Genomic DNA, 24,794 nt, shown 5'->3' with positions numbered 1-24,794 from the left:
TTGAGGGTTTGAACAAGGACGGGAGTCGTACCTCGTTCCTCAACAGGTTTAGGCAGGTACTTCCGCAGTGCGTTCGGCCGCCAGCTGAATGGCGCGGACGATGTTGTGGTAGCCTGTGCAGCGACAAATGTTTCCTTCCAGCCCTTCGCGGATTTCGCGCTCGGTCGGATTCGGATTCTGGCTCAGTAAATCGGCGGCCGTCATGATCATGCCAGGTGTGCAAAAGCCGCATTGCAGGCCATGCTCATCGTTAAAGGCGACCTGAAGCGGGTGCAGCTCACCTTCGCGTGCCAGTCCCTCAATGGTGGTAATGGTGCTGCCATCGGCCTGGGCCGCCAGCATGCTGCATGATTTAACAGCTTTCCCGTCGAGGTGGATGGTGCAGGCACCGCAACTGCTGGTGTCGCAGCCTACGTGAGTGCCCGTCAGGCCGAGCGTATCACGCAGAAAGTGCACAAGCAGCGTACGGCCTTCAACATCTTTCGTATAGGACTTTCCGTTAACGGTTACTGATATTGTTGACATAACTAGCTAAGGATTAAGACGTATTAGGATTATGGATGGTGATAAAACCGGCACAGGGCGCGGGTATCCGGTCCGGATATCAGGCGCCCTGTGCGGCAAGTTCTTTCTCGAAATTGCTGAAAAACTGCTTGGTAAGCGTATTGGCTACCCCGCTCATAACCCGGTTGCCGGTACGGGCCAGCAAGCCGGACATATCGGCTTTCCCGTCGAAGGAAAGTTCGGTTTCGCTGTCGGAGACCGGTTTGAGGTGCATCCGGATATCGGCCGCAACGTTGCCGATTTTGCTGTTCTGCACCACCTTCAGCGTAAAGCTTTCCGGTGCTACCGGATCAGCCACTTCAGCACGGCCTTCAAATTTGCCGTTGACCGGGCCGATCTTGACTTCGGCAATGGCCTTATAAACGCCTTCGCTTTCAAGCTCGAGGCGGGAAATTCCCGGAGTCACTTTGGCCAGTGTATCCGGATTCATAAGCATATCCCAGATATGGGTTGCGGAGGCAGGTAATGTATGGCTTCCTGATAAATCCATCGGTACGCGTCAGTTAAGAACCGAAATAGTCGTCCGATAAATGTAAACGAAAAGGTGAGTATTTGTAATTATTTAAGGATTAAATTTTCTTATTCTTGTCTAAAATGATAGGATCGTTCAACTTTCCGGTAGCATTGTTTAGTCACGCTCGTGAATAGTCGACTGCCGGAGGCGCAGAAACGACCCGTCACGGCCCGAGAGGTCGGCCCGGATTTCGGCAATGATCGACAGCGAGATCTCTTCCGGCGAAACGGCACCGATGTCAAGCCCGACCGGTGCGTGAATGCGGTCGTTCAGCGTTACGGCCCGTCCTTCGGCCGCCAGTTCCTTCAGCATTTTCTCCGTCCGGACGCGTGGCCCGAGAATGCCGATAAATGCCGCATTGGTTGCCATCGCCTTCGGCAGGTTATTCTTATCGGTTTTGAAATCGTGGGCCATCAGAATAATAGCTGTGTGGTCGTCAATCGTCAATTCCTCAAACGCATCGGGCGACACAATGGCATCGGCGGCGGCGAATAATGTCTGGGTAACTTTCTGTTTGTTGGCGACAACGGTAGCCTGCCAGCCGAGCTCTTTTATGATCCGGACCATCGGGTAGACATCGTACTGCTGCCCCATCAGTACCACATGGGTGAGGGGAGGCATGATCTCTATAAACAGCTCCAGCTCACGGCCGTCGGGCAGGTCAAACGAAGCCGGTCCCGACTTCTTCTTGTCGATAGATGTCCGGATGCCTGTCTGAATGGCTTCCTGAACACCGTTATCCCCGAATACGGCCAGACTATCGGCTCCGGCATAGGGCACCATAGCCCCCAGTTGCAGGCCGTTTACAGACCCTTTCAGACGGGTGATTGTCAGCAGGATATGGGCTTGTCTGGGTTGTTCAACGCAGGTGCGCAGCAGGTCAACCGCATTCGGCGAACCGGCCTGGAGGGGCGTAATCAGCACGTCAATGATGCCGTTACAGCCCAGGCCGACGCCAATCTGGTGGGCATCGTCCTCGGTCGTATCGTACGTGACCAGGCTCGGCGACGATTGCGCAATGGCGAGCCGTGCGCGTTTCAGGGCATCGCCTTCCAGACAGCCGCCGCTGATGCCACCAACCCAGACACCGTTATCCATGATGAGCATCCGGGCACCGGCACGCCGGTAAGACGACCCTTCAACCCGCACGACGGTTGCCAGCGCCGATTTGGTAGTCGTATGATCAATCGCATCGTAGGCGTCAATGATGGCTTTAATCTCTTTCATAAAAGCAAAAGTAAATTTTATGCTGATTTTGTTCAATGATCTGCCGCACACGGCCGGATGGGGCTGCACAGCCTCAGACCTGTGCCAGGATACGTTCCAGCTCCAGCAGACTGTCCAGACTGTGGGCCGACCGGAAGGTAGTGACCGAGGGCAGGGCGGCTTTCATGCCCCGTGCCAGTGGCTGGTAAACCGGCGAACCTTTAAGGGGGTTCAGCCAAATGACTTTGCGTGAACGCCGCCGGATTTTTTCCAGTTCCGTGGCCAGCAATTCAGGCGGTCCGGTATCGAGGCCGTCGCTCAGAATAACCACGGTAGGAGAGCCGTTCAGGGTGCGTTTCCCGAACTGCTCGTTAAAGGTTTGCAGGCACTCGCCGATCTTTGTGCCGCTTGACCAGTTATCAACCTGCTGCGACAGGGTAATGAGCAACTGATCAAGGTGTTGGTGCTGAATGGCCGGTGTAATACGCAGCAGGGTCGTACTGAAAATAAAGGCTTCGAGCTGGCGGAAGTTTTCGCGCAGCGCCACTACAAACCGCAGCAGGAAAAAGCTGTATTTGTCCATAGAGCCGCTCACGTCGAGCAGCACAATGAGCCGTTGCCGGCGTGGTTTAGGCGATTTCCGGAACAGGCTGATCATGTCTCCGCCGGTGCCGAGGCCTTTCCTGATAATCCGGCGCAGGTGCAGCGGACCGGTGCGGTGGCCGTCCTTATGGCGTCGCCGTAACCGCAGCGCCATCTGCCCGAACAGCTTGCGGGCAAGTTCTTCGAGCAGGGCCGCTTCGACGTCGTTGAGCCGGGCAAAATCCATGTTGCGGAGTCGCTCTTCCGCATTGGCGCCCGATACGTTCTGCCCGTCTTCCTCGTCGTCGGCACCAGGTTGGCGGCCTTTGCCCATAAACACTACGGAGCCGGTCCCTTTTTTCGTTACCTGTGCCGGTTCGCTGACCGGCTTTTTATCTTCGATATGCCGCGTTACGCCCAGCTGCCAGAACTGCGCATACAACTCATCAAACCGCTGACGTTCTTCGGGCGACTGGCAGAATAACAGGCGCAGCGCATGCTGATACCCGACCCGTTCGGTCAGCAGGCCAAGCCGGGCGGCGTGCAGCGCTTCCTGCGTTTCCTGAATGCCGACGTTCAGGCCGTTTTGCCGGGCAAACTGCGCAAAGCCCACAATCGCTTCGGTGATGTTGGCCGCGTCTGATTTCATGGATTACCGGCTTTAATCAGGTTAATATCGTCGATGGATTTCAGGATGCAGCCCAGTGTCTGGTCAATCGCTTCGTCGGTCAGCTGGCTGAATCCCAGCGCCAGCAGCGACTCGGCCCAGTCGATGGTTTCCGACACGCCCGGCATTTTTACCAGTTTCCGTTTCCGGAGTTTCTGCACAAAGCCAACCACCTGCCCCAGCAGGTCGATGTCGATATCGGGCAGGCGTTTTTTAACAATCGTCATCTCCTTGATCAGGTCCGGATAGTCGATCCAGTGGTAGAGGCAGCGCCGTTTGAGGGCGTCGCTCAGCTCGCGGGTCCGGTTCGAGGTCAGGATCACAAACGGTTTGTGGATTGCTTTTATCGTGCCCAGTTCGGGAATACTGATCTGAAAAGCCGAGAGGAGTTCGAGCAGATAGGCTTCGAATTCTTCGTCGGCCCGGTCGATTTCGTCAATCAGCAGCACCGGTTGTTTAGGATGCGTAATCGACTGAAGGAGCGGCCGTTTGAGCAGGTAATCCGGTCCGAAAATATGGGCTTCCTTTTCAGACAGCGACAGGTGTTCGCTTTCCTGAAGTTTGATGCCGAGGAGCTGTTTCTGGTAATTCCATTCATACACGGCGGCGTTCACGTCCAGCCCCTCGTAGCATTGCAGCCGGATCAGGTCAGTGTCCAGCAACCGGGCCAGCGCCAGGGCTATTTCAGTTTTGCCGACACCGGGCGGGCCTTCCAGCAAACAGGGTTTTCCCAGTCTGATGAGCAGAAACAAGGCCGTTGCCAGCTCATCATCAGTGATATAGTCTTGTTTTTCGAGGCTCGACATAATGTCGTTGGGCGAATCAGGCAGAAACGGTTGCACGTTGGAAAAGGGGTTATGAAGTGAGTGTTGACACGCAAGTTACACTTTGAGTCGATTTTTGGATACGATTGCGGAATTTACCTGTGCAGCCGTGATGCAATGAGTGTTTTGGACAGGATTACAGGATTTACAGGATTGTTTTGCTTTAGATAACTGACAATACGCCTGATTGTCTTGATGCAATGAATGTTTTGGACAGGATTACAGGATTTACAGGATTGTTTTGCTTTGGATAACTGATAGTACGCCTGATTGTCTTGATGCAATGAATGTTTTGGACAGGATTACAGGATTTACAGGATTGTTTTGCTTTGGATAACTGCTAATAAACCTGATTGTATTCCTGTAATCCTGTCAAATTAAACCGTATGTTTGTGTAATTGATTAAGCGACTCCTCACATACGCCTTTTCGGGCTAAGCCGTTCTTCGGGCTTAGCACCGGCAGCCACCCCGCTGCCCGGCTTTTTATTGTCAATAGCTAACCAGTCTTCTATCCCTGATCCATGAATGATCAGGCAAAACCCGTGTGCCGGTACTGGTACACACAACCACAATGTCTTCCATCGAAGCCAATAAATCGCTTGTCCGGGCTTTTTACCGGCAGGCCATCGGGCAAGGCGACCTCGCGTTTGCCCGGGAAATTATCGCTGACACATACCAACACCATTTTCGTACGGGCGACCCCACGTGGTCGCCCAAAACTGACACGTGGTCGCCTGAATCCGGCCAGCCGCCACGTTCTGCCAAAGAAACCCTGCTGGCGATGATTGCCGCCATGCCCCGTAATCCCGAGCCGGTAACGCCCGCCGCCCCGCCGTTTATGCGGCTGATTGCCGAAGGTGAATGGGTCGTAACCAACATGGCATTTCAGTGGGGCGGGCAACAGCAGGTCGTGGTTGACCTTGTCCGCATCGCCGGCGGTCAACTGGCCGAACATTGGGACGTAACGGCCCGCCCACCGGCTACTTCCCTCAACGGCCGTGCGCTGATGGATGGCCCGTTGCCGCTAACCGGTGATGCGGTACTGAGCCGCCGGAATAAGCAACACGTACTGGATTTCTATGCAGCGGTCATTCAGGCCGGTAACTCCGGTGCGCTGCATCGCTTTGTAGCTGAAAACCTGATTCAACATGCGCCTGACATTGCGGACGGGCGTGCGGGACTAACCCGTTACCTGAGTGCTTTAGAAGAGAAACCGGTCATTAAAACCGTTGTTGCTGAGGGCGATTTTGTCGTCGTCTTTGCGGCGATTGCCGACCGTGAGTTGTTTATGATCTATCGCCTTACCGGCGATAGGATTGTGGAGCAGTGGCAGGTGTAATGTAAACGACCTTCCGGTAACAGGGCCACTTGGTGGCCCTGTTACCGGAAGGTAAACTGTAATTGCTTATAAATCATATTTCCGCCGCGCAATGAGCCATTCGGCGACCAGCAGGTTCGGTATCCAGCAGAGCCAGGCCACAAGCTGATAAGCGGTCGGGAACGACAGATGGAAGCCGGCCATTTCAATCGGTAACCAGACCCGGAGGGTGATGGCTGCCGCTGAACAGGCATAACTCCTGACCATCCAGCGTTTGTGGGCCAGTATATTTTTCTCGCGGATAGTTAGGTAAGCCTGAACGGTAGTCAGAAACCAGGCAACGGCCAGACAAGCGAATCCGCTGCGGGCAATCCAGCCTTCGTTGGCATACAGAGCGGCATAAAATGCGCAGGGCGCTGCCAGCAGAATGGCCAAAACATATACCATACCCAGCCGCCGGTGCAGCTGTAGATTCCGGTTGCGGAGACGGCGCAGAAACTGAAACGGGCCGGTGGTCAGCGCAAGGATGCCACCAACAATATGCCCGTAGAAGGCAAACTGCCACGCCGGTTGCGTGAAGACAGCAGGCCCTTTGGCTGATATAACCGGAAAGTCTGTCCGGAACGAGAAATAGATACAGGCATAGAGTGCGACCCCGAACGCCAGCAGAAACAGGAGCGAACGGCGCAGGAATTTCAGCAGGATCGGCATGGCGACATCAGTCAGGATTAGTTCCAGATGCCGTTCATGGCGGTGAGAATAATCGGCGCTCCGTCGGTGATGACGATGGTGTGCTCGTGCTGCGCTACGAAACCACCCCGGTCGCCGGTCAGTGTCCAGCCGTCGGCTTCGGTATTGGCGATGCTTGAGGCCGTAGAAATAAAGGTTTCGACGGCGACGACCGAGTTTTTCCGGAAGCGTTCGCGGTTATACGGATCGTAATAGTTGGCAATTTCGTGGGGTGTTTCGTGCAGTCCGCGGCCGATACCGTGGCCGGTCAGGTTGCGGATCACGCGGTAGCCGGACCGTTTGGCTTCCTTCTCGATTAACCGGCCGATGTCGGCAATACGAACCCCGCCTTTAATCTGGCTGATGGCCCGCTGCAGAATCCGTTTCGACGCATCAACTAACTTCTGGTGGTTGTGTAGGTCGGCGCCAAGGACAAACGATCCGCCGTTATCCGACCAGAAACCATTCAGTTCGGCCGATACGTCGATGTTGATCAGATCGCCTTCCGCCAGAATTTTGTTGGCCGACGGGATGCCGTGGGCGACTTCGTTGTTGACGCTGATGCAGGTCCAGCCGGGAAAATCGTAGGTCAGGCGGGGGGCAGAGCGGGCGCCCAGGTCCTGGAGCATTTCGCCGCCAAAGTCATCAAGTTCTTTTGTGCTCATGCCGGGCGCTGCGTGCTCCCGCATGGCTTTCAGGGTGGTGGCAACTACTTCGCTGATGATCTGCATCCCGATGAGTTCCGACTCCAGAGAGATTGACATTGTTTTTTTGAATAAGGCTGTGAACCGGCAAGTTTAGCATTTGCCTGAAGGTTTGCAAGCCTGTTTTCTCTGTTTTACGGGTATTAGGGCGTGTTTTACTAACCGTGGCGTTAAAATAGCGCCTGACCATTAGTTGCATCACTCATCCCGTACTACCTGTCAACGGTTAGTACTATCAGCTGGGTGGTTTGTTTGCTGCTAAAGTTATCATCGCTGATGACATACAATGTTCGTCGCCCGTCTTCGTCAGGCCCCCAGGTCATGCCTTCGAGGTTATCGGGCTGGAGGTAGTCATTAAAATTAAGAAGCAGCCGTTTCTGCAGTGCTTTCGTGCGTTCATTGATAGTAGTCTGGAAAAGCTTGACGTTGGTTCCCTTGCCTTTGCCGTCGTAGCAGCGTTCGAGCACCAGCATATTTTGCGTATCAACACTCAGAATCTCAGAGATGCCGTTGCCGAGGCTACCATCAAACGGACTGTCGTTGGCAAGACAGGCGCAGGCATCAAACGGGTAAGTATACGCCGTTTTCCGGGCAAAGTCATACCGGTTGGTTTTGGTGTCGAAGGGCACTTTAAACAGGTAAGTCGCCGTGGCTTTCCGGCAGTCTGTTTCGCCGCCTGATTCCAGCGAAAACCACAGGTTGTTGTCCTGATCGAAGGTCAGGCCTTCAATGCCGCGATTGTCACTTATACGCCTGTCAGCCGGCGTTTCGGTATACAGCGTTTCCGGGATGCCCTGGTCATTGATCATGCCGATCAGACTTTCCTGATCGCGTTCGGCCGCAAAAAAGTATGTTTTAAGCGTGGGATTGTAGCGGTACGATTCCACGTTTTCCATCCCGCTGATGCCCCTGACCGACGAAAACGCCCCCGCAGTCAGTTGAGCCGCATCGGTGGCCGTAAACAGGTAACTGGTCTGGTCAGTAACCGAATCTTTCTTCGGTTTTACAGCCCGGTCGTTGACCAGTATCCACGGTCCGCCCGGGACATACTCAATGGCCGAAATGCCGCCAAAGTGCTTCCGGTCGGCTTCTGAGGTGAGCGCGCCGGCATTAAGCACGGTATACTGCTTTACTCGAACTATGTATACCTGTCCAGATGAGGCTGACCAAATGCAAAGGCTAAGACACAGGATTATAAATACCTTCAAATTGTATGATACGTTGATGTAATAAAAAGACATGTTCGTGTGCTAATTATCTGTTTATGTAATAAAAACATAATGAATGTGTGCCACAGGCGGCAACATAGCATGTAGTTAGTCGTCTACAACAGCATAATGTTATCCGTAACTAAAACAGATCAGACGATGAAAAAAACGATTGGTGCCTTTGCGGCGTTTTTATTGAGTATTACACTGTTTGCACAGCCAAAACCGGGCGAATCTGCTCCCGAAATTAGCCTGGAAAGTATTTACAACAAACCTGATGGTAAAATCCCATCATTACAGGATCTGAAAGGAAAGGTCGTGATTCTTGATTTCTGGGCAACATGGTGTGGACCTTGTGTCGCCTCTTTCCCAAAAAATAACAAAATTTATAATGAAAATAAGGATAAAGGTGTGGTGCTTCTTGCCATGACCGATGAAGCAGAAACTAAAGTAAAACCGTTTCTGAGTAAAGTAAAATTCGATTTCTGGTTTGGCCGGGACAGTGATGCTAAGGATTTTAAAGCGTATGGTATTGAGTTTTTGCCCACGGTTGTTATCATCGACCGGAACGGAAAAATTGCCTACAGGGGAAATGAGTTAAACCAGCAAATTCTGGATAAGGTGCTTCAGGGTACGGCCAGCAGCGGGCAACCCGTGAACGGACAGGTAAATGCAGCCACTACTATCCGTTACGGTTCGTATCATGGTGGTATTGATCCGCTTGTAACAGGATTTCAAGCCGCTCAGGGGAAGACACATAAGAAGATTTTTGATGAAAAAAATCATACAACATTTTCTCCCTATCAGTTTATAATCCGGCAGTCATTACAAAAGAGTTTATATGGATGGGGGAATAATGATAGCAACGGATATGTAGGGTTTACGGTTGCCGGTGCGACACTAAGCGAAGTTTTCTATATTCTGAAAGAGCTGAGGAGTACGGCATGGGTGCACGATAACACCGGTGATACAACCCGCTATGATGTCATTTACCGCAAACGTAGTAAAGACTATCCTAAAATGATTGTTGACATACAACAGGGTATGGCTGAAAACCTGCTGGTTCGGCTCGACTCGACAACGGAAATGCAGGAGGTAAACGTCTTAACGGTTCAGGCAGGATCTGAAAACATAAAACCAGCGAAAGAAATAAAAGACTCTGGACTGGATAAGCTTTATGTGTCCGCGAATGATCTGGTTTATACTCTCGAAACAAAAACCGGTACTATTTACGAAGCAGATGAGACACTTAAAGGTATGTGTGTATATAAAAATCTGACTAATATGTACGAAATGTCTGGAGATCAGATTACTGACTGGTTGAAAACCGTGGGTCTGGGTGTGAAGCAGGTCCGGAAACCTTTAACGACGTATCAGATTAACCGCATCAACTAGTATGCCGGACTAATAACTACAAAATCTTCCCGGAAGCCACTCGCTTCCCGGAAGATTTTGTGTAGCTGCTTATTTTTTCTTTCTTTTAATGGCCGCTTTTTCCTCATTCTCCCGGACCCTGAACCGGACAATCTCCTGAATCAGCGCCAGTGGCATAGGCTGATTCAGCGGAAACTGCACCGACCCCTTAGCACTCTGATAGCCGGACAATGCTTCTTCGAACGCTTTGATACCACCCGCGCCAGGATAAAAACCGATGTGGTGTTTAAAGGCGGCAAAATGAACCAGATTACCGTGCAGGTCGAAGGTCGGGATGCCGTAGCTGATTTTTTCCGTTGCGGTCGGGGCTATTTCGCGGATAGAGGCCCGTACCTGATTCAGCAATTGACGTATTGTTTCCGGATGGCCTTCGATATAGCTGTCGATATCAGCGGGTTTGTTTGCGTTCATTTGCATAGTGCTCTGGTTAACAGGTTTGTCTTGCCGCAAAGATAGGAGAATGCAAACGCAACAGGCAGGCAAATTGCGCCAAAGACAGGGGGATTTGCGGCTGTTGCGTAAGGCTAAAAAATGACCTCCCCGAAAGTTTTGAATTTTCGGGGAGGTCATTTTTTAGCTACGTCGGATTTTAAATCCGACGTTATGTGATTCCGGATTTTAAATCCGGAATAGCAACTAATCCGGAATAGCGTTTAGCCTTTAAACTCCCAGCCTTTTTCGTATTCGCGGCTCCAGAGCTTCATCGCTTCCTTGTCGCGGATATGGCCGGTTTTAGTATCTACCGCAAACGATTTATTGGTCCGGTACGAAATATTGGCCAGGTGGCACAGGTGCGTACTCTTTGCACCTTCGTCGATCGGCGAGTTTTGTTTTTCCTTACCGCGGATGGCTTCAAAGAAGTTCACCACGTGACGGGTTGTCATATCACCGCCGCCGCCGAGAGCCGTACCGGCTTCGTTGCCGCTGGCTTTGCTTTCCTTGATCATTTTGCCGTCGCGGTTGTAGAGGCGATAGCCGTCACGGTCAACATATACGCTGCCGTTTGAGCCGTAAATCACCGTACCACGGTCACTGCCATACGTTTTGTAGCCGTTGCGGCTCTGGCCGTCCCACTTGATGATTTTGTTGCCCGGGAACCGGAAGCTGGCATCCATGGTGTCGTATACCATCCAGCCATCGTTTTTGAAGTGGCGCTTGTCGGCTTCAACCGAAACGTACTCCGGATATTCAACCTGAAGGGCCCAACGGGCAACGTCAAGCTCGTGTGTGGCGTTGTTGCCGCTTTCCGCCGTACCGTAAGTCCAGCCATACCAGTGCCAGTTATAATCCCAGGTATCGTGGGTGTATGCCGTGCGGGGGGCAGGGCCCTGGAACAGATCCCAGTCAAGGCCGTCCGGAACAGGTGCTTTTTTCGCAATCGGCACCTCGCCGCGCATGGCTGCATAGAATGCAATGGCTTTGTAGGCCGTTCCGATGGCGCCGTTATGAATCTGATTGACGATGTCGATGGTTTCGGCCGCCGACCGCTGCTGGTTGCCCATCTGGATAACCTTGCCGTATTTTTTCTGGCATTCCATCAGGATTTCCCCTTCGCGCGGGTTGTGGCTACACGGTTTCTCCACGTATACGTGCTTACCCGCCTGTACAGACATCCAGGTGCCGGGCGCATGCCAGTGGTCAGGGGTGGCGATGAAAATGGCATCGACGTTTTTGTCGGCCAGCACAACGCGGATATCGTTTTCGAGCTTCGGCTTGTAGTCGATGTGCTTCGAAAAACGCTGCATGCCCGACTCCCGCTGCTTCTTCATTACGTCGCAGAGATAAACCAGTTCCACATTGCTGCTTTTCAGCTTAACCGGCTCGTAATAAGCACCCAGGCGACGGCCCAGACCGGCAATAGCGAGGTTCAGGCGCTCGTTGGCCCCGATGATTTTGTTGTAGCTTTTCGCCGACATGCCGTTTGCCAGGCCACCGACGGTCAGACCGGCAGCGCCGAGGGCTGCCTTCTTTATAAATTCTCTTCTGGAGTTTTCCATGTGTTATATGTAGCTTAACCCCACCCCTGGCCCCTCGCCTCAATTGAGGGGAGGGGAACGAAAACGCGTAAACACGTCAGGGACGATCCCCTCGCCTGTTTTCAGGGGAGGGGCAGGAGGTGGGGTAGGTTGTATATTAGCTTTTGCGCTTTTTGGTTGAATCACAAACCCCTTTGAAATAACCGATTGATTCGGCGATGCCGGCCAGCGGATCTTTCATGTCTTTTTCGTATTCGAGGCTGCAACTGCCGCTGTACTTGATTTTACGCAGCATGTCAACAAAGGCCGGTACGTCGATGATACCCCGGCCGAGCTCGCAGGTTTTGCCTTCTTTCGAGGCCGCCGATACGTTTTTGAGGTGAATGTCGAAAATCCGGTCGGCGTATTTTTTCAGATCGGCAATCGGATCGTCGCCGAAACGGGCATCGTGGCCCATGTCAAAGCACATCCCCATGCGCGGGTCAAGGTTTTTCACCGCGTCAATCACCGACGACGCATTCGGCCACAGCTTAATGTCCGGGCCGTGAATGTGAATGGCGTAGCGCATGTCGTATTCCTTTACTTTCTTTTCGACATACGGCAGCAGGTCTTCGTTCGGAACGCCCACGATCAGTTTAACACCAACCCGCTTCGCGTAGGCAAATCCGTTGTCGATTTCCTGGGTCGTTTTCATGTAAATCGGCCCGACCGCATAGCCTGTTACGTTGGAGGCCTTTAACTGGGCATGAAAGGCGGCAATCTGCTCGTCGGTACTGTTGAGCGGCAGGTGAAAGTCTTTGATGCACAGGTAATGCACGTCGACTTTGCGCATCATTTCGAGGGCCTGATCCAGCTTGAAGTGCACAAACGTGTAACCGGCCATGCCGAGTTTAAACAGGTCTTCGGCCGGCGCGGCAGCGGTAGTTTCCGGCGCAACAGCTGTTGCCATCACAGGGCTTGCTCCGGCTAATGCCATAAGCCCGCCCGTATGTTTCAGAAACGATCTGCGTGTTGTCATATAGGAAGTCGTGAGTTGGTTGTCTTCTTTTATGCTAAGGCGCAGAAGGGGCATTTTCTACTTATTAAAAATGGCCTGCCCCTGCGATGTACGCCGTGAAGCAGGCCATTCCGGATTATAATGCCGCTACCGATTTGTCTTCGTCGATGAACAGTTGCCGGGTTTCGGCACTGTGGCCGCGGTTTTTCCGGGACAGGAAGGTATACATAGCCGGAATCACAAACAGGGTCAGGACCAGCGAAAACAGGAGGCCGCCGATGATAACCGTCCCCATCGACATCCGGCTCTGACCGGCCGAACCCAGTGCCAAAGCAATTGGCAGTGCACCGAGTACCGTAGCCAGGCTGGTCATCAGAATAGGCCGTAACCGGAGCGTGGCTGCTTCAAGCGCCGCTTCTTTCACCGACATCCCTTCTTCCCGCAGCTGGTTCGCAAATTCCACGATCAGAATCCCGTTTTTCGTCACCAGACCAATGAGCATGATAATGCCGATCTGGCTGAAAATGTTGAAGGTCTGGTTGAAAAACCACAACGAGAACACCGCACCGCCGATGGCCAGCGGCACCGTCAGCATGATAATGAACGGGTCAATAAAGCTCTCAAACTGAGCCGCGAGAATGAAATAGACCAGCGCCAGCGCCAGCATAAAGGAAAACAGCGTGTTCGACTGGCTTTCGGCGTAGTCGCGGGAGGCACCGCTGAGGGCCGTCCGGATGCTTTGATCGGCCAGCTTATCGCGGACCTGATCCATGGCCTTGATGCCGTCGCCGATTGTTTTGCCCGGCGCGAGGGCGGCCTGCACCGTGGCGCTCATGTAGCGGTTGAAGTGGAATAACTGCGGCGGGCTGCTTTGTTCGTCCATTTTCACGATGTTATCCAGCTGAGTAACGTCGCCGCCGGCGGTCTTCACGTACATTTTCGACACATCGAGCGGTTCGTTGCGGTTGGCACGGTCGAACTGGCCGATGACCTGATACTGCCGGCCGGTCATCGTAAAATAACCGAACCGCTGACCGGCGAGTGCCAGCTGCACCGTCTGCGCTACGTCGGCCACCGACACGCCCATCGACTTCGCTTTCTCGCGGTCAATCATAATGTTCACTTCCGGTTTATTGAACTTGAGGTTCGCATCGACCGAGGTGAAGGTCGGATCTTCCTGAGCCAGTTCAATAAATTTCGGCAGGTATTCGCGGAGTTTCTCAAAATCAGGGGCCTGTACCACATATTGCACCGGAAGACCGCCCCGCGTATCGACCGAAATAGTCTGCTGCTGCACCACCACCGACTTGGCATCGGGCAGTTTTTTGAGCAGTTTGGTGGTTTTATCGGCAATGGCCTGCTGGGTCATTTTACGGCTCATGCGGTCGGTCAGGAACACCCGTCCGCTGCCGGAGTTAGGGCTGCCCGAGCCGGTCCGGCCGGGAGCTGTTACCAGCATAATGCCCTGCTTTTCGGGCATGGAGTCCTGCAGCATGCTCTGCACCCGCTGCATGTAATCGTCCATGTATTCGAACGAGGTGCCTTCGGGGGCAGTCATGTTGAGCCGGAACCAGTTGCGGTCATCGAGCGGGGCCAGTTCCGACTGAAGGTCGCGGCCGAAGAACCAGATCATGCCGATAGTGAGGGCAATGACCGGCAGGGCGACCCAGCGCGCTTTGAAGAAACTGACCAGCTGGTTGTGGTACGCATTGGTCATGGCCTCAAAATAAGGCTCGGTTTTTTCGTAGAACCAGCCTTTCTTGTGCGTTTTCCGGTTAAGGTAGGCATTCAGCATCGGCGTCAGCGTCAGCGATACGAAGGCCGAAATCAGCACGGCCACCGAAATCACCACCCCGAATTCGCGGAAGAGCTTACCGACAAATCCTTCCATGAAAATCACCGGCAAGAACACCGCCGCCAGCGTAATCGACGTTGACAAAACGGCAAAAATGATCTCATTCGAGCCCTTAATGGCGGCTTCGATGGGGTTCATGCCCTGCTCAATCTTCTTGAAAATATTCTCGGTGACCACAATCCCGTCATCGACCACCAGACCGGTTGCCATTACGATGGCCAGCAGGGTAAGGACGTTGATGGAGTAGCCCATAAGGTACATGACGAAAAACGTTCCGATAAGCGAAACCGGAATGTCGATCAGCGGCCTGAACGCTACCAGCCAGTCGCGGAAGAACAGGTAGATAATCAGTACCACGAGCCCGATGGCGATCAACAGCGTTTCGGCTACTTCTTCAACCGACCGCTTCACGAAAATCGTCGTATCGAACATCACATCCAGCTTGTAGTCTTTGGGCAGGTCTTTCCGGATTTCGGCCACCCGCTTCGTTACCTCTTCCGAGATGTCGAGGTGGTTGGAGCCGGGCTGTGGCACAATCCCCAGACCGATCATCGGTACCCCGTTCAGGCGCAGGACACTCTCCTCATTTTCGGGGCCAAGCTCAGCCTGCCCGATGTCGCTGAGGTGAATGACGTTGTCGCCCAGTGTCTTCACAATCATGTTGTTAAAGTCGTCTTCGGTCTTAAACCGGCCGATGGTTTTTACCGTCAGCTCGGTGGAGTTACCGACAACCTTACCGCTGGGCAGTTCTACATTCTCCTTGTCAAGGGCCGCTTTAACGTCCTGTGCCGTAATGTTGAACGCCGCCATTTTATCGGGGTCCATCCAGATCCGCATGGCGTATTTTTTCTGCCCCATGATCGAGACCTCGCTGACACCGTTGATGGTTTGCAGGCGCTGGGCAATCACGTTTTCGGCGTATTCGTTCACTTCCAGGTGCGACCGTGTATCGCTCTGAAGGGTCAGGATCATGATCTGATCGGAGTTGGCATCGGCCTTGCTCACAATCGGTGGCCCGTCGATGTCCTGCGGCAGGGTGCGGGCCGAGGCCGATACCTTGTCCCGAACGTCGTTGGCAGCCCGTTCCATGTCCACGTCAATACCGAATTCCACGGTGATTTCGCTGCGCCCCTGGCTGCTCGACGAGTTGATGGATTTAATGCCCTCGATGCTGTTCAGTTGCTTTTCAAGGGGTTCGGTAATCTGCGATTCGATGATGTCGGCATTGGCCCCCGCATAGTTGGTCCGGATCGAAATCACGGGCGGGTCAATCGACGGAAATTCGCGCACGCCCAGGTAACGGAACCCCAGAAACCCGAAAAACATGATGAGGGTATTCATCACGAGGGCCAGCACCGGGCGTTTTATCGATAGCGTTGAAATGCTCATAACTGGTTGATTTAATGGGTAATGGATAATGTGCAATGGATTGATGCGTCGTATCAGACATTATCCGTTACGCATTATTCATTTTACATTATTACTGAATCTTCGGCTTTACGCTGGTGCCGTTTTTAAGGGCCATAATGCTGCTGGTAATGATCGAGTCGCCGGGTGTCAGGCCTTCCGTAACCTGTACCTGCTGGTCGTTCCGGATACCGGTTTTAATAAACTTCTCCTGCGCTTTACCATTGCGGACAACGTACACTTTTTTGCCCTTCAACACAGGTACAATGGCCTGGCTCGGAATCTGGATGGAATTGTTATCCCCCTGCAACGGCAGGTCAACCCGCACGAACATACCCGGCACCAGGTGACCCGACGGATTAGCCGCATAGGCTCTGATTTTCAGCGTCCGCAATGATTCATCAATCAACGGGCTTACGGCGGCTACGCGGGCATACAGCGGCGCGCTGACGCCCTCGGTTGTGAAGCGCACCATGCTGCCTACCCGCACCTGACCGGCGTATTTTTCCGGAACGGCGAAGTCGACTTTAACGGGGTTTGTCTGAACGAGTGTCGTAATCAGCGTTCCCGGCGAGAGGTAGGCGCCCTGACTGATGGCGCGCAGGCCGAGTTTGCCGCTGAACGGTGCCCGGATTTCGGTCTTGGCGAGCTGGGCGAGGAGGAGATCTTTATCGGCATGAGCCGTGTTGACGTTGCTTTCGGCGATGTCGTATTCTTCGCGGCTGATCCCGTCGATGGCCAGGAGGCGTTTCTGGCGGGCTTCGAGGTCGCGGGCCCGTTTTTCGACGTAGCCCAGTTTAACCAGCTGTGCTTTTAGTTCGTCGTCGTTGATTTTAGCAATCAGCTCACCTTTAGTGACGTAGGTGCCTTCTTTGCCGTTGAGCTGCATGAGCCGGCCGGAGAGTTCGGCCTTCAGTTCGACGACTTCGTTGGGGAGGACAGTGCCGGAAACGGCGAGGGTATTGTCGAACTTTTCAGTTTTTGCCAGGTAAATACTGACGGGAATTGTAGGGGATTTTTCTGCGCTTTTGCCTTTATCGCCTCCTTTGCCGGAGCCACCGCCACCCGCGCCATCCTTTGATTTGCCTTCGGGTTTGGGGAAAAAGAAAATTTTGCCAAGTACTAACGCGCCAATTAAAAGAAACAGAATAATAAACGTACGCATGAGAAAATACGGTAACCGGACAATTGTGAAGAAGTGTAAAGTTACCGCTAAATAAACATTTTATCCATCAGGATTGCGTAGATTATTTGGTTCTGCCTGCGCAAAACCGCAGCTGAGGACGGTCGCCGGGCGTTTTGTAAGCCAATATAAAAACCCTTTGTGATCCTCTTACACATTCCGGATAAGCTGTACAGAAATAACGGTTAGTTCGCGCCAGCCGTGATCAGGATGAAAACTTATAATTTGGTTATATAAATAAGGAGTATTTTGAATACTTAAAAAGGTAACAAGTTATTCCTGATAATTCTGAGAAATTTAAAACCTAAGGCAATTTTAGATTTTTATTTAATATGCTGATGGATATGTTATTATGTGTCTTGTCGGCGACTGTCAGGATCCGGAAAATACAAAAAAGTGCTTGCCTGTCTATTTGTTAAAAATCCGGTTTTTGCCTGATTCCGTAGGTTATTGCGTGATCTGATCAATCCGTAACAACCCGATAAATGAAACGCTTTTCTTTTCGCAGTCTCTGTGTGCTTGTTTTGTTTGCACCGTTGATTGCTTTTGCTCAAAAATCCGGGGCCACAAAACCCGCTAAAACCGGCGCGGCCTACGGTCTGCAAGTGAATGATACGCTGAGGCTGGCTACGGTCTACGAACCGGCAACGCCACCGTCCAGAGATGGCGTTGTGTCCGTTACGGCGCAGTCACCATCGCCGGGCTTTCCGCAACCTGCCTTGGTACCGGTCTCGAACTCGTCTATCCCAACCGTATTGCCAGCTGGTGCTAACCCTAAGCCTTCCGGGACAGACTCCGCGCAACGTACCATTATCCGGCAAGCTGTCCGCAAAACGGCCGCACCTGTCCCGGCTGCCACCGTCGATTCTGCGCAGAGCGACCTCGAACGGCTGCTGAACCGGAAAAAGAGAGCCCGCTATTAACCAGTCAATTCACCTAATAAAGCAAGTAAATCAACTATTTCAGTACCATGAAGCAAGCGTTTTACCTATGCCTGCTGGTGCTTTTTGCATCAGCCACTACTGTTGTTGCCCAGGAAGCCCGTTCGGTTAATCAGGCCATTCATTATATCAAGCTGGCTAATACACTGAGGGCCGTCCGGAAATCCGATGAGTCGATCAGTCTGCTTAAACGGGCATTACCCGCCGTGGAATCGAAAAATGCGTATTGGGAAGCCGTGACCAACGAAATGCTGGGTCTGTGCTACAATGAAACGGAGGACTATGACGCTGCCATCCGGTATCTGGAACTGGCCCGTGCGCAGTTTGCTAAACTAAAGTATGTCGCCAGTGCGTGGGGCGTTAATGAGATGCTGCGGGATATTTCGGGCAAAAATATGTATGCCGGTATTCAGATCGGGGCGTCAGATGTTAAGCTGGCAATTTTCAAGACCCAGTACGAGAGCGATTTTTATGAGAAAGATATCCGGTCAGTGATTGCGGTGCCGGACCTTGATCTGACGGCCAATGCCGGTGCCGGCCTGCAGAAAGGACAGATTGCCCTGCAAACCTGTCTGGACAGCATCCGCCGTTACAAAATTCCCAACGAACGGGTGTTTATCGTGTTCAGCAGTGAAGTGACGGGGTCGAAAAAGCTGAGTCAGGAGGCTAAAAACCGGCTGTATGACCAATTAGCGGCTGTCTTACCGGAGGGTAGCCAGTTACAGATCGACAGTACGCTGACGCCGGCCCGCGAAGCCGAACTGTTTACCATCGGTGCCATTCCCCGTAAGGTGTGGCCAACTACTTCGGCACTGAATGTGGGCGCCAATGCGGTGACGGTGGGGTATTTCGACAAGGTGACCACTGCGGCTGACCGGCCGTTTCATTACCATACCGCGCCGGTTGGCATAAATACGTTAGTGAGTCAGGTGGATGCGCGGGCGGGCAACAATCCGGAAGCATTCGGGCGCGAGGTGCAGCAGGCGGTTAACGGCATTGCTGACGCTGCCCTGATTCCGGCCATGCCGGGGCTGGCTCAGCGCCGGACTGTAGGCGTTGGCGGGCCCATCGTTGCTGCGCTGGTAGCGTATCTGCATCCTGAAAAAGCGCTGACAACAGCAGTACCGGTGACCCTGGCCGAGGTGCAGCGGTTTAAGCAGCTCGCACTGACTCAGTATGAGGCACTGATTCAGCCCGGACTAGCCGGTATTGACGAGCCTGCTATTCGTGACAAGGCCGGACAGGATATCCGGCTGATGCAGAATCAGCTGACCCGTAAGCAGCTCATTGCCGGTGCAACGCTGCTGGAAGCGGCGTTTAAGGCCCATAACAAAACGGGCAGCAAACGCTTTGTCTTTATCCGCGACGCCGACATTGGCTGGGTAACGGGCAAATTCCTCGAAACCATCAATTTCGAATACGAATCGACCATCGCCAAAGGATCATTGTATACGCGTTAGGTAGAGACGCAATATTTTGCGTCTCATCACGGCCCAAAAACGGCTGTTTATATGGCTAAAAGGAGATGCAATATTTTGCGTTCAAATGTCGTAAACTGAGACGCAATATTTTGCGTCTCATCACGGCCCGAAAACGGCTGTTTATACGGCTAAAAGGGGGGTACGTGTTAGGTAGAGACGCAATATTTTGCGTCTCATCACGGCCCAAAAACGGCTGTTTATATGGCTAAAAGGAGATGCAATATTTTGCGTTCAAATGTTGTAAACTGAGACGCAAAATATTGCGTCTCTACTCCGATCGTAATGATTTGACGGGATTCATCAGGGCCGCTTTGACCGATTGGTAGCTGACGGTCAGTAAGGTAATGCCGACGGCACAGAAACCGGCGAGGGCGAAAATCCACCACGACAGATCGGTGCGGTATTTGTAATCTGCCAGCCAGCTGTCGAGCAGGTACCAGGCAATCGGCGTGGCAATGCCGAAGGCGATAACGACCAGAATCAGAAAGTCCTTTGATAACAGCCCCCATAGGTTCAGGATACTGGCCCCCAGTACTTTCCGGACGCCGATTTCTTTTGTCCGCTGTTCGGCCATGAACGATGCCAGCCCGAACAGGCCCAGGCAGGAAATAAGAATCGCCAGCAAGGTGAAGACGGCCGCCAGTTTGCCAACCCGCTGTTCAGAGGCAAATTTTGCCGCAAAATCCTGATCGACAAACGAAGACTGGAAGAGAGCCGAAGGTACCATTTTTTTAATGACAGCTTCAATTTTGGGTAACGCCTCCTGCGCGCTCACCTGCGGATTCAGGCGGATGATGAGCCGTTGGGCATCGTTGTGGTTTGCATCAAGGTAATACATCCCCCGCTTTACCGGTTCGTAAGGCGACTGCATGAGCATGTCTTTGATCACGCCAATGATCTGTAGTGACTTACGGCCGTCATCAATTTTTACAAATTCACCGACCGGATTTTTCAGGTTGAGGTATTTGGCTGCCGTTTCATTGATGATCACCGCCGCCGTGTCTGTGCCGAACGCGCGGGAGAAATCACGGCCTGCCAGAAATTTCCAGCCTGCCAGCGTACCGAAACCGTGTGATACTTTGGTAATCGAGAAGTCAGACTCCGCTTTCGGATCCTTGCCGGTCCAGGTAAATCCGCCGGTATTGTTCCAGACACTCGTCAGCGGACTCGACGAAAATGCAGTGCCCGCCACCGCACCGGTCGCCACCAGTTCGCGGTTAATGGCGTCTTCGCGTCCGTGAAAAGCCGGATCGTTCATGATCACCGAAAGCAGGCCGTCGCGGTCATACCCCACCGGCCGGTTCTGCGCATGCTGAATCTGCCGGTAAACCACAAAAACACCGATAATCAGCACCACCGATACCGTAAACTGTAATACGACCAGCACCTGACGGGGCAAGGCCGCCGCACGGCCTGCCCTGAAGGAACCTTTCAGGGTCTTAACCGGCTGAAACGAAGAAAGGTAGAAGGCCGGATAAAGGCCCGAAAGCAGCGCCGTCAGTACCATGAACAGCAAACAGACCGTCCAGAAATACGGGTTGCCGGCCGGAAACTGCATGTCCTTTGCCGCCAGCTCGTTGAAAACCGGCAGCAGGCTGTACACCAGTAACAGTGTAATCCCGAACGCCAGGCAAACGATGAGAAACGATTCACTCAGAAACTGCTGCACCAGCTGCCGTTTAAGCGAGCCGATGGCTTTCCGGATGCCGACTTCCTTCGCGCGTTTTTCGGAGCGGGCGGTGCTGAGGTTCATGAAGTTAATGCACGCAAGCAACAGCACAAATCCGCCGATAATACTAAACAGCCAGACAAATTTTAACCGCCCCGGAGCTGGCCGGCCATCTTTAAAATCGGAGTACAGATGCCACTGTTCCATCGGATAGAGGTAGAGCACCATCTTGTATTCATCTGCTTCGCGGCCCAGTTCCGGCGGCATATTTCTGGGATAAAAACCGGTCAGACCGGCATTGGCGGCTTCCAGCGACGTATTATCGGCCAGCTGGACATAGACTGAAAAGGAAGTGTTTTCCCAGCTGGTGACAACGTCCCGTATCCAGTCGTTCGACGATACCCAGAGTGCCCACGGGGCAAAGAATTTTACCTCGCCGAAATCGGAATTTTGGGGCAAATCCTCGTACACGCCCGTCACCGTCACATCCATGCGGTTGTCGATTTTAAGCATTTTGCCAACGGGGTTTTCCTTGCCGAAGACCGACTCCGCCATTGATTTGGAGAGGATGATGGAGTGCGGGTCGTTGAGGGCGGTTTTGTTGCCGGACAGCATAGCGAGTGACAGCATGTCAATTACGCCGCCTTCGATGAACTTGCCCCGTCCGGTCAGTTTTTTGTTGTTGGTTGTAAGGGTGTAGTCACTGATCCAGTTACCCAGCAACACGTGTTTGAAATAAGTGTTGTAGCGCGTTTTCAGGGCCGTTCCCAGCGGAATCTGGCAGGCCTGACTGCCCCGCGTGATGCCGGTCGTGGGTTCGGTGCCATAGTGCCGAACCTCGGCAATGCGGTTGTAGTTGGTATACTGTCTGTTGTAGGCTACTTCATCATAGACCCACAGACCGATCAGAATTGCTACTGCCATACCAATGGCAAGGCCGCCGATGTTGATCACCGAATAGCCTTTGTGTTTGGTCAGCGTCCGGAACGCTATTTTCAGATAATTCAGAAACATGATGGAGCAGGTTTACAGTAGAGACGCAAGATCTTGCGTCTCTAGTCGGCACGTAACGATTTAACCGGATTACTGTAGGCCGCTTTCAGCGACTGATACAGCACCGTCAGCAGGGCGATGCCGATGGCAACAATACCTGCCCAGAAAAAGACCCAGCCATCAATCGTAATGTGATAGGCAAAGTCCTGCAGCCACTGGTTCATACCCCACCAGGCCAGCGGCGAAGCGAGCACGAGCGCAATCACAACCAGTTTGATAAAGTCACGCGAGAGCAGCACAATGATGCTGGCAACAGAGGCACCCAGCACTTTCCGGACCCCGATTTCCTTGGTCCGCTGTTCGGCGGTGTAGGCCGCCAGCCCGAACAGGCCGAGGCAGGCAATCAGAATCGCCATCGCCGAAGCCGCCGTAAAAATCCGGCCCTGCTGCTGTTCGCTCTGGTATTGTTTCTGATACTGTTCATCCACAAAGAAGTATTCAAAGGGGTTACCGGGAAACAGTTGTTTATATTCCTGCTCAAGCGCTGCCAGTTGCCGTGGCATGTTTTGCGTAGACAGCCGGATGGTGTAATTACTGGATGGATAAGACGGAAAGATAATCAGCGGTTCAATGGCCTGTTTCAGTGACTGATGATGGTAATTCTGTACAATGCCGACCACTTCATACTCCTCACCGAACTTGATTTTCTGCCCTACGGCTTCCTGCGCCGAACTAAATCCAAGCTTTTTAGCACCGTTTTCATTCAGCATGACTCTGTGTGCCTGCATCCCTTTCTCACACATATCGGGGGTAAAATTCTGTCCGGCAGTAAGTGCGATACCGTATGTTTTCAGGAACCGGTCGTCGATGTAGGTAAAGGCATAATTCTTTTTCTCATCGCCCGGCGACGGGTTCATCCGTGTAACACCGTCGGAGTTAAAGTTATACCAGCCTCCCGGCACACTACCCGAGTTGCAATAGTCGCGGACAAACGGTAATTGCGCAATCTGATACCGGAAAGCCACTTTACCGGCGCTTTTGACCGAATCAGACCCTACTTCAGGGCCTTTAATAACCAGCAGTTGCTCCAGGTTCATGCCCAGATTCTGGTTTTGCATAAACGACAGCTGCCGGTAGAGCACAACGGTGGCAATAATCAGCAGGATGGAAATCGAAAACTGGAAGACAACCAGCAGCTGACGGGTACGGATGCCTTGTCCGGAGCGGACAAACGCATTTTTGACAATGCTCACTACCGGAAAACCCGACAAGACGAAGGCCGCATAACTGCCCGATAATAAAGCGCCGATCAGCAACGCCCCGACACCGGCCAGCCACATCGGGCTCTCGCCGATGGTGGCCAGACTGAGGGACCGGCCAACCAGGTCGTTGAACGGTTTTTGCAGCCCGCTGACCAGCACCAGCGCCAGTGTCAGGCCCATGATATTCAGCAGCAGCGACTCGCCCAGAAACTGACCGATGATCTGTCCGCGGTTAGCACCGACTACTTTCCGGACGCCGACTTCTTTAGCGCGTTTCAGCGAACCGGCCGTTGAGAGGTTGATGTAGTTCAGCCACGCAATAACCAGAATCAGAAAGGCGATGGCGCCGAGGGTGTAGACAAAACTGAGCTTACCGGCCGTCGGGCGCTGGTCGCCGAGGCTTTCGCCGAGATGCAGGTGCGAAAGAGGCTGGAGCAGCATGGTTTCCTGCTCGTCGGGGCGGTGTTGCTTCAGCAGACCGGCTGATTTCTGTTCGAGGGCCGTTGGATTGGCCGTCGGGTTCAGCAGCAGCACGGTTTGTGAAAAGGCCCCGTACCAGTTATCCAGACGCGCCCAGTCATTTCCGCTGTTTTTGGCCGCGTTGTCCAGCGAGCTGAGGGCATACACCATGTCAAACTGAATATCCGAGTTTTCCGGAACATCGGCAAACACAGCAACAACCGTATACGGCGTTTTGCCGAACTGGCTGTTCAGGGTAATTACCTTGCCAATCGGGTCTTGTTGCCCGAAATATGTACGCGCCTTTGATTGAGACAGGGCTACGGTATTAGGCCGGGCCATTGACGGAGAGCCCGATACGACCGGAAATGAAAAAATGCGGAAAAAATCACCGTCGGCCGACAGGGCATTGTCTTCGCGGAAAGAACGGAGATTGGCCGTTTTCTGCGTATCGGGTACCGTAACAATGCCTTTCTGAACATAGGCCAGCCGGCAGGTTGCCGCTACTTCAGGGAATTGTTGTTTTAGGGCACCCGCCAGCGCAGAGGGCACAAAATCGTCGGTCGGGCCGTTTTTATGCTGTACCAATACCCGGTAAATCTGCTCGCGCTTTTCATGAAACCGGTTTACATTCTTCTCAAAACTGACGTATTCCAGAATCAGCACAAAGGCAGATATGCCGAGTGCCAGCCCTGCGATGTTGATGCCGGAAAACGTTTTGTTTTTCCAGAGGTTGCGCAGGGCGATTTTGATGTAGTTCTGTAGCATAGCCGTAGCCGTTGACGTTGTTTTATTCTGGTTCTCAAAAGCTATACCATAT

General features: G+C 52.9%; 19 protein-coding genes. 4 read left to right on the top strand and 15 right to left on the bottom strand.

Features of this window, described 5'->3' with window-relative positions; translation table 11 throughout:
* Positions 1-48: 48 nt before the first annotated feature.
* The 5 genes from AC23NW_RS19860 to AC23NW_RS19840 all read right to left on the bottom strand — a co-directional run bounded on the left by AC23NW_RS19860 (position 49) and on the right by AC23NW_RS19840 (position 4,375).
* Positions 49-525: a (2Fe-2S)-binding protein gene (locus tag AC23NW_RS19860; RefSeq protein WP_487451512.1), complete on the bottom strand. Its 477-nt coding sequence runs from the start codon at positions 523-525 to the stop codon at positions 49-51.
* A gap of 79 nt (positions 526-604) precedes the next feature.
* Positions 605-1,054 (bottom strand): SRPBCC family protein, encoded by a 450-nt coding sequence (locus AC23NW_RS19855; protein ID WP_293845535.1) that lies wholly within the window; start codon positions 1,052-1,054, stop codon positions 605-607.
* Positions 1,055-1,192: 138 nt separating this feature from the next.
* Positions 1,193-2,305 (bottom strand): XdhC family protein, encoded by a 1,113-nt coding sequence (locus AC23NW_RS19850; protein WP_487451510.1) that lies wholly within the window; start codon positions 2,303-2,305, stop codon positions 1,193-1,195.
* Positions 2,306-2,378: 73 nt separating this feature from the next.
* The gene (locus tag AC23NW_RS19845; RefSeq protein ID WP_487451508.1) at positions 2,379-3,515 is read right to left on the bottom strand and encodes a vWA domain-containing protein; all 1,137 of its coding nucleotides are present in this window, start codon (positions 3,513-3,515) and stop codon (positions 2,379-2,381) included.
* A complete protein-coding gene (locus AC23NW_RS19840; RefSeq protein ID WP_487451506.1) occupies positions 3,512-4,375 on the bottom strand; it encodes an AAA family ATPase in 864 nt (287 codons plus the stop codon). Before AC23NW_RS19840 ends, AC23NW_RS19845 begins: the two co-directional genes overlap by 4 nt.
* A gap of 554 nt (positions 4,376-4,929) precedes the next feature.
* Here AC23NW_RS19840 and AC23NW_RS19835 point away from each other — a divergent pair.
* Entirely contained in the window at positions 4,930-5,697 is a 768-nt protein-coding gene (locus AC23NW_RS19835) for a nuclear transport factor 2 family protein (protein WP_487451504.1), read from the top strand.
* 66 nt (positions 5,698-5,763) lie between these two features.
* Here AC23NW_RS19835 and AC23NW_RS19830 read toward each other — a convergent pair whose 3' ends face one another.
* The 3 genes from AC23NW_RS19830 to AC23NW_RS19820 form a co-directional block, all read right to left on the bottom strand.
* Entirely contained in the window at positions 5,764-6,387 is a 624-nt protein-coding gene (locus AC23NW_RS19830) for a DUF2306 domain-containing protein (RefSeq protein WP_487451503.1), read from the bottom strand.
* 17 nt (positions 6,388-6,404) lie between these two features.
* Positions 6,405-7,169, bottom strand: a complete 765-nt coding sequence (gene map / locus AC23NW_RS19825; protein WP_293837383.1) for a type I methionyl aminopeptidase — start codon at positions 7,167-7,169, stop codon at positions 6,405-6,407.
* A gap of 152 nt (positions 7,170-7,321) precedes the next feature.
* Positions 7,322-8,227 carry an esterase-like activity of phytase family protein gene (locus AC23NW_RS19820; RefSeq protein ID WP_487451502.1) on the bottom strand — a complete coding sequence of 302 codons (906 nt, stop codon included), beginning with the start codon at positions 8,225-8,227 and terminating at the stop codon, positions 7,322-7,324.
* A 249-nt stretch (positions 8,228-8,476) separates the two neighbouring features.
* Here AC23NW_RS19820 and AC23NW_RS19815 point away from each other — a divergent pair, with 249 nt between their 5' ends.
* Positions 8,477-9,712 (top strand): TlpA family protein disulfide reductase, encoded by a 1,236-nt coding sequence (locus AC23NW_RS19815; protein WP_487451500.1) that lies wholly within the window; start codon positions 8,477-8,479, stop codon positions 9,710-9,712.
* A 69-nt stretch (positions 9,713-9,781) separates the two neighbouring features.
* Here the strand turns inward: AC23NW_RS19815 and AC23NW_RS19810 are convergent, their stop codons facing one another.
* The 5 genes from AC23NW_RS19810 to AC23NW_RS19790 form a co-directional block, all read right to left on the bottom strand.
* Positions 9,782-10,168, bottom strand: coding sequence for an iron chaperone (locus AC23NW_RS19810; protein ID WP_487451498.1), 387 nt, complete (start codon positions 10,166-10,168; stop codon positions 9,782-9,784).
* A 236-nt stretch (positions 10,169-10,404) separates the two neighbouring features.
* A complete protein-coding gene (locus tag AC23NW_RS19805) occupies positions 10,405-11,748 on the bottom strand; it encodes a Gfo/Idh/MocA family protein (protein WP_487451496.1) in 1,344 nt (447 codons plus the stop codon).
* Positions 11,749-11,884: 136 nt separating this feature from the next.
* The gene (locus tag AC23NW_RS19800; RefSeq protein WP_293837387.1) at positions 11,885-12,745 is read right to left on the bottom strand and encodes a sugar phosphate isomerase/epimerase family protein; all 861 of its coding nucleotides are present in this window, start codon (positions 12,743-12,745) and stop codon (positions 11,885-11,887) included.
* Between the two features lie 115 nt (positions 12,746-12,860).
* Positions 12,861-15,968 carry an efflux RND transporter permease subunit gene (locus tag AC23NW_RS19795; protein ID WP_293837388.1) on the bottom strand — a complete coding sequence of 1,036 codons (3,108 nt, stop codon included), beginning with the start codon at positions 15,966-15,968 and terminating at the stop codon, positions 12,861-12,863.
* Between the two features lie 91 nt (positions 15,969-16,059).
* Complete coding sequence (locus AC23NW_RS19790) at positions 16,060-17,151, bottom strand: efflux RND transporter periplasmic adaptor subunit (protein WP_293837389.1); 1,092 nt, start codon at positions 17,149-17,151, stop codon at positions 16,060-16,062.
* A gap of 503 nt (positions 17,152-17,654) precedes the next feature.
* Here AC23NW_RS19790 and AC23NW_RS19785 point away from each other — a divergent pair.
* On the top strand, positions 17,655-18,092 hold the full coding sequence (locus AC23NW_RS19785) for a hypothetical protein (RefSeq protein ID WP_487451494.1): 438 nt from the start codon (positions 17,655-17,657) through the stop codon (positions 18,090-18,092).
* 47 nt (positions 18,093-18,139) lie between these two features.
* Positions 18,140-19,570 carry a tetratricopeptide repeat protein gene (locus tag AC23NW_RS19780; protein WP_487451493.1) on the top strand — a complete coding sequence of 477 codons (1,431 nt, stop codon included), beginning with the start codon at positions 18,140-18,142 and terminating at the stop codon, positions 19,568-19,570.
* Positions 19,571-19,859: 289 nt separating this feature from the next.
* Here AC23NW_RS19780 and AC23NW_RS19775 read toward each other — a convergent pair whose 3' ends face one another.
* Both AC23NW_RS19775 and AC23NW_RS19770 read right to left on the bottom strand, forming a co-directional pair.
* On the bottom strand, positions 19,860-22,274 hold the full coding sequence (locus tag AC23NW_RS19775) for an ABC transporter permease (protein WP_487451491.1): 2,415 nt from the start codon (positions 22,272-22,274) through the stop codon (positions 19,860-19,862).
* A 41-nt stretch (positions 22,275-22,315) separates the two neighbouring features.
* Complete coding sequence (locus AC23NW_RS19770) at positions 22,316-24,742, bottom strand: ABC transporter permease (protein ID WP_487451489.1); 2,427 nt, start codon at positions 24,740-24,742, stop codon at positions 22,316-22,318.
* Positions 24,743-24,794 lie beyond the last annotated feature (52 nt).

Source organism: Arsenicibacter sp. R0_47, from assembly GCF_057652235.1.
This window is presented reverse-complemented; position numbering and strand designations above follow the sequence as displayed.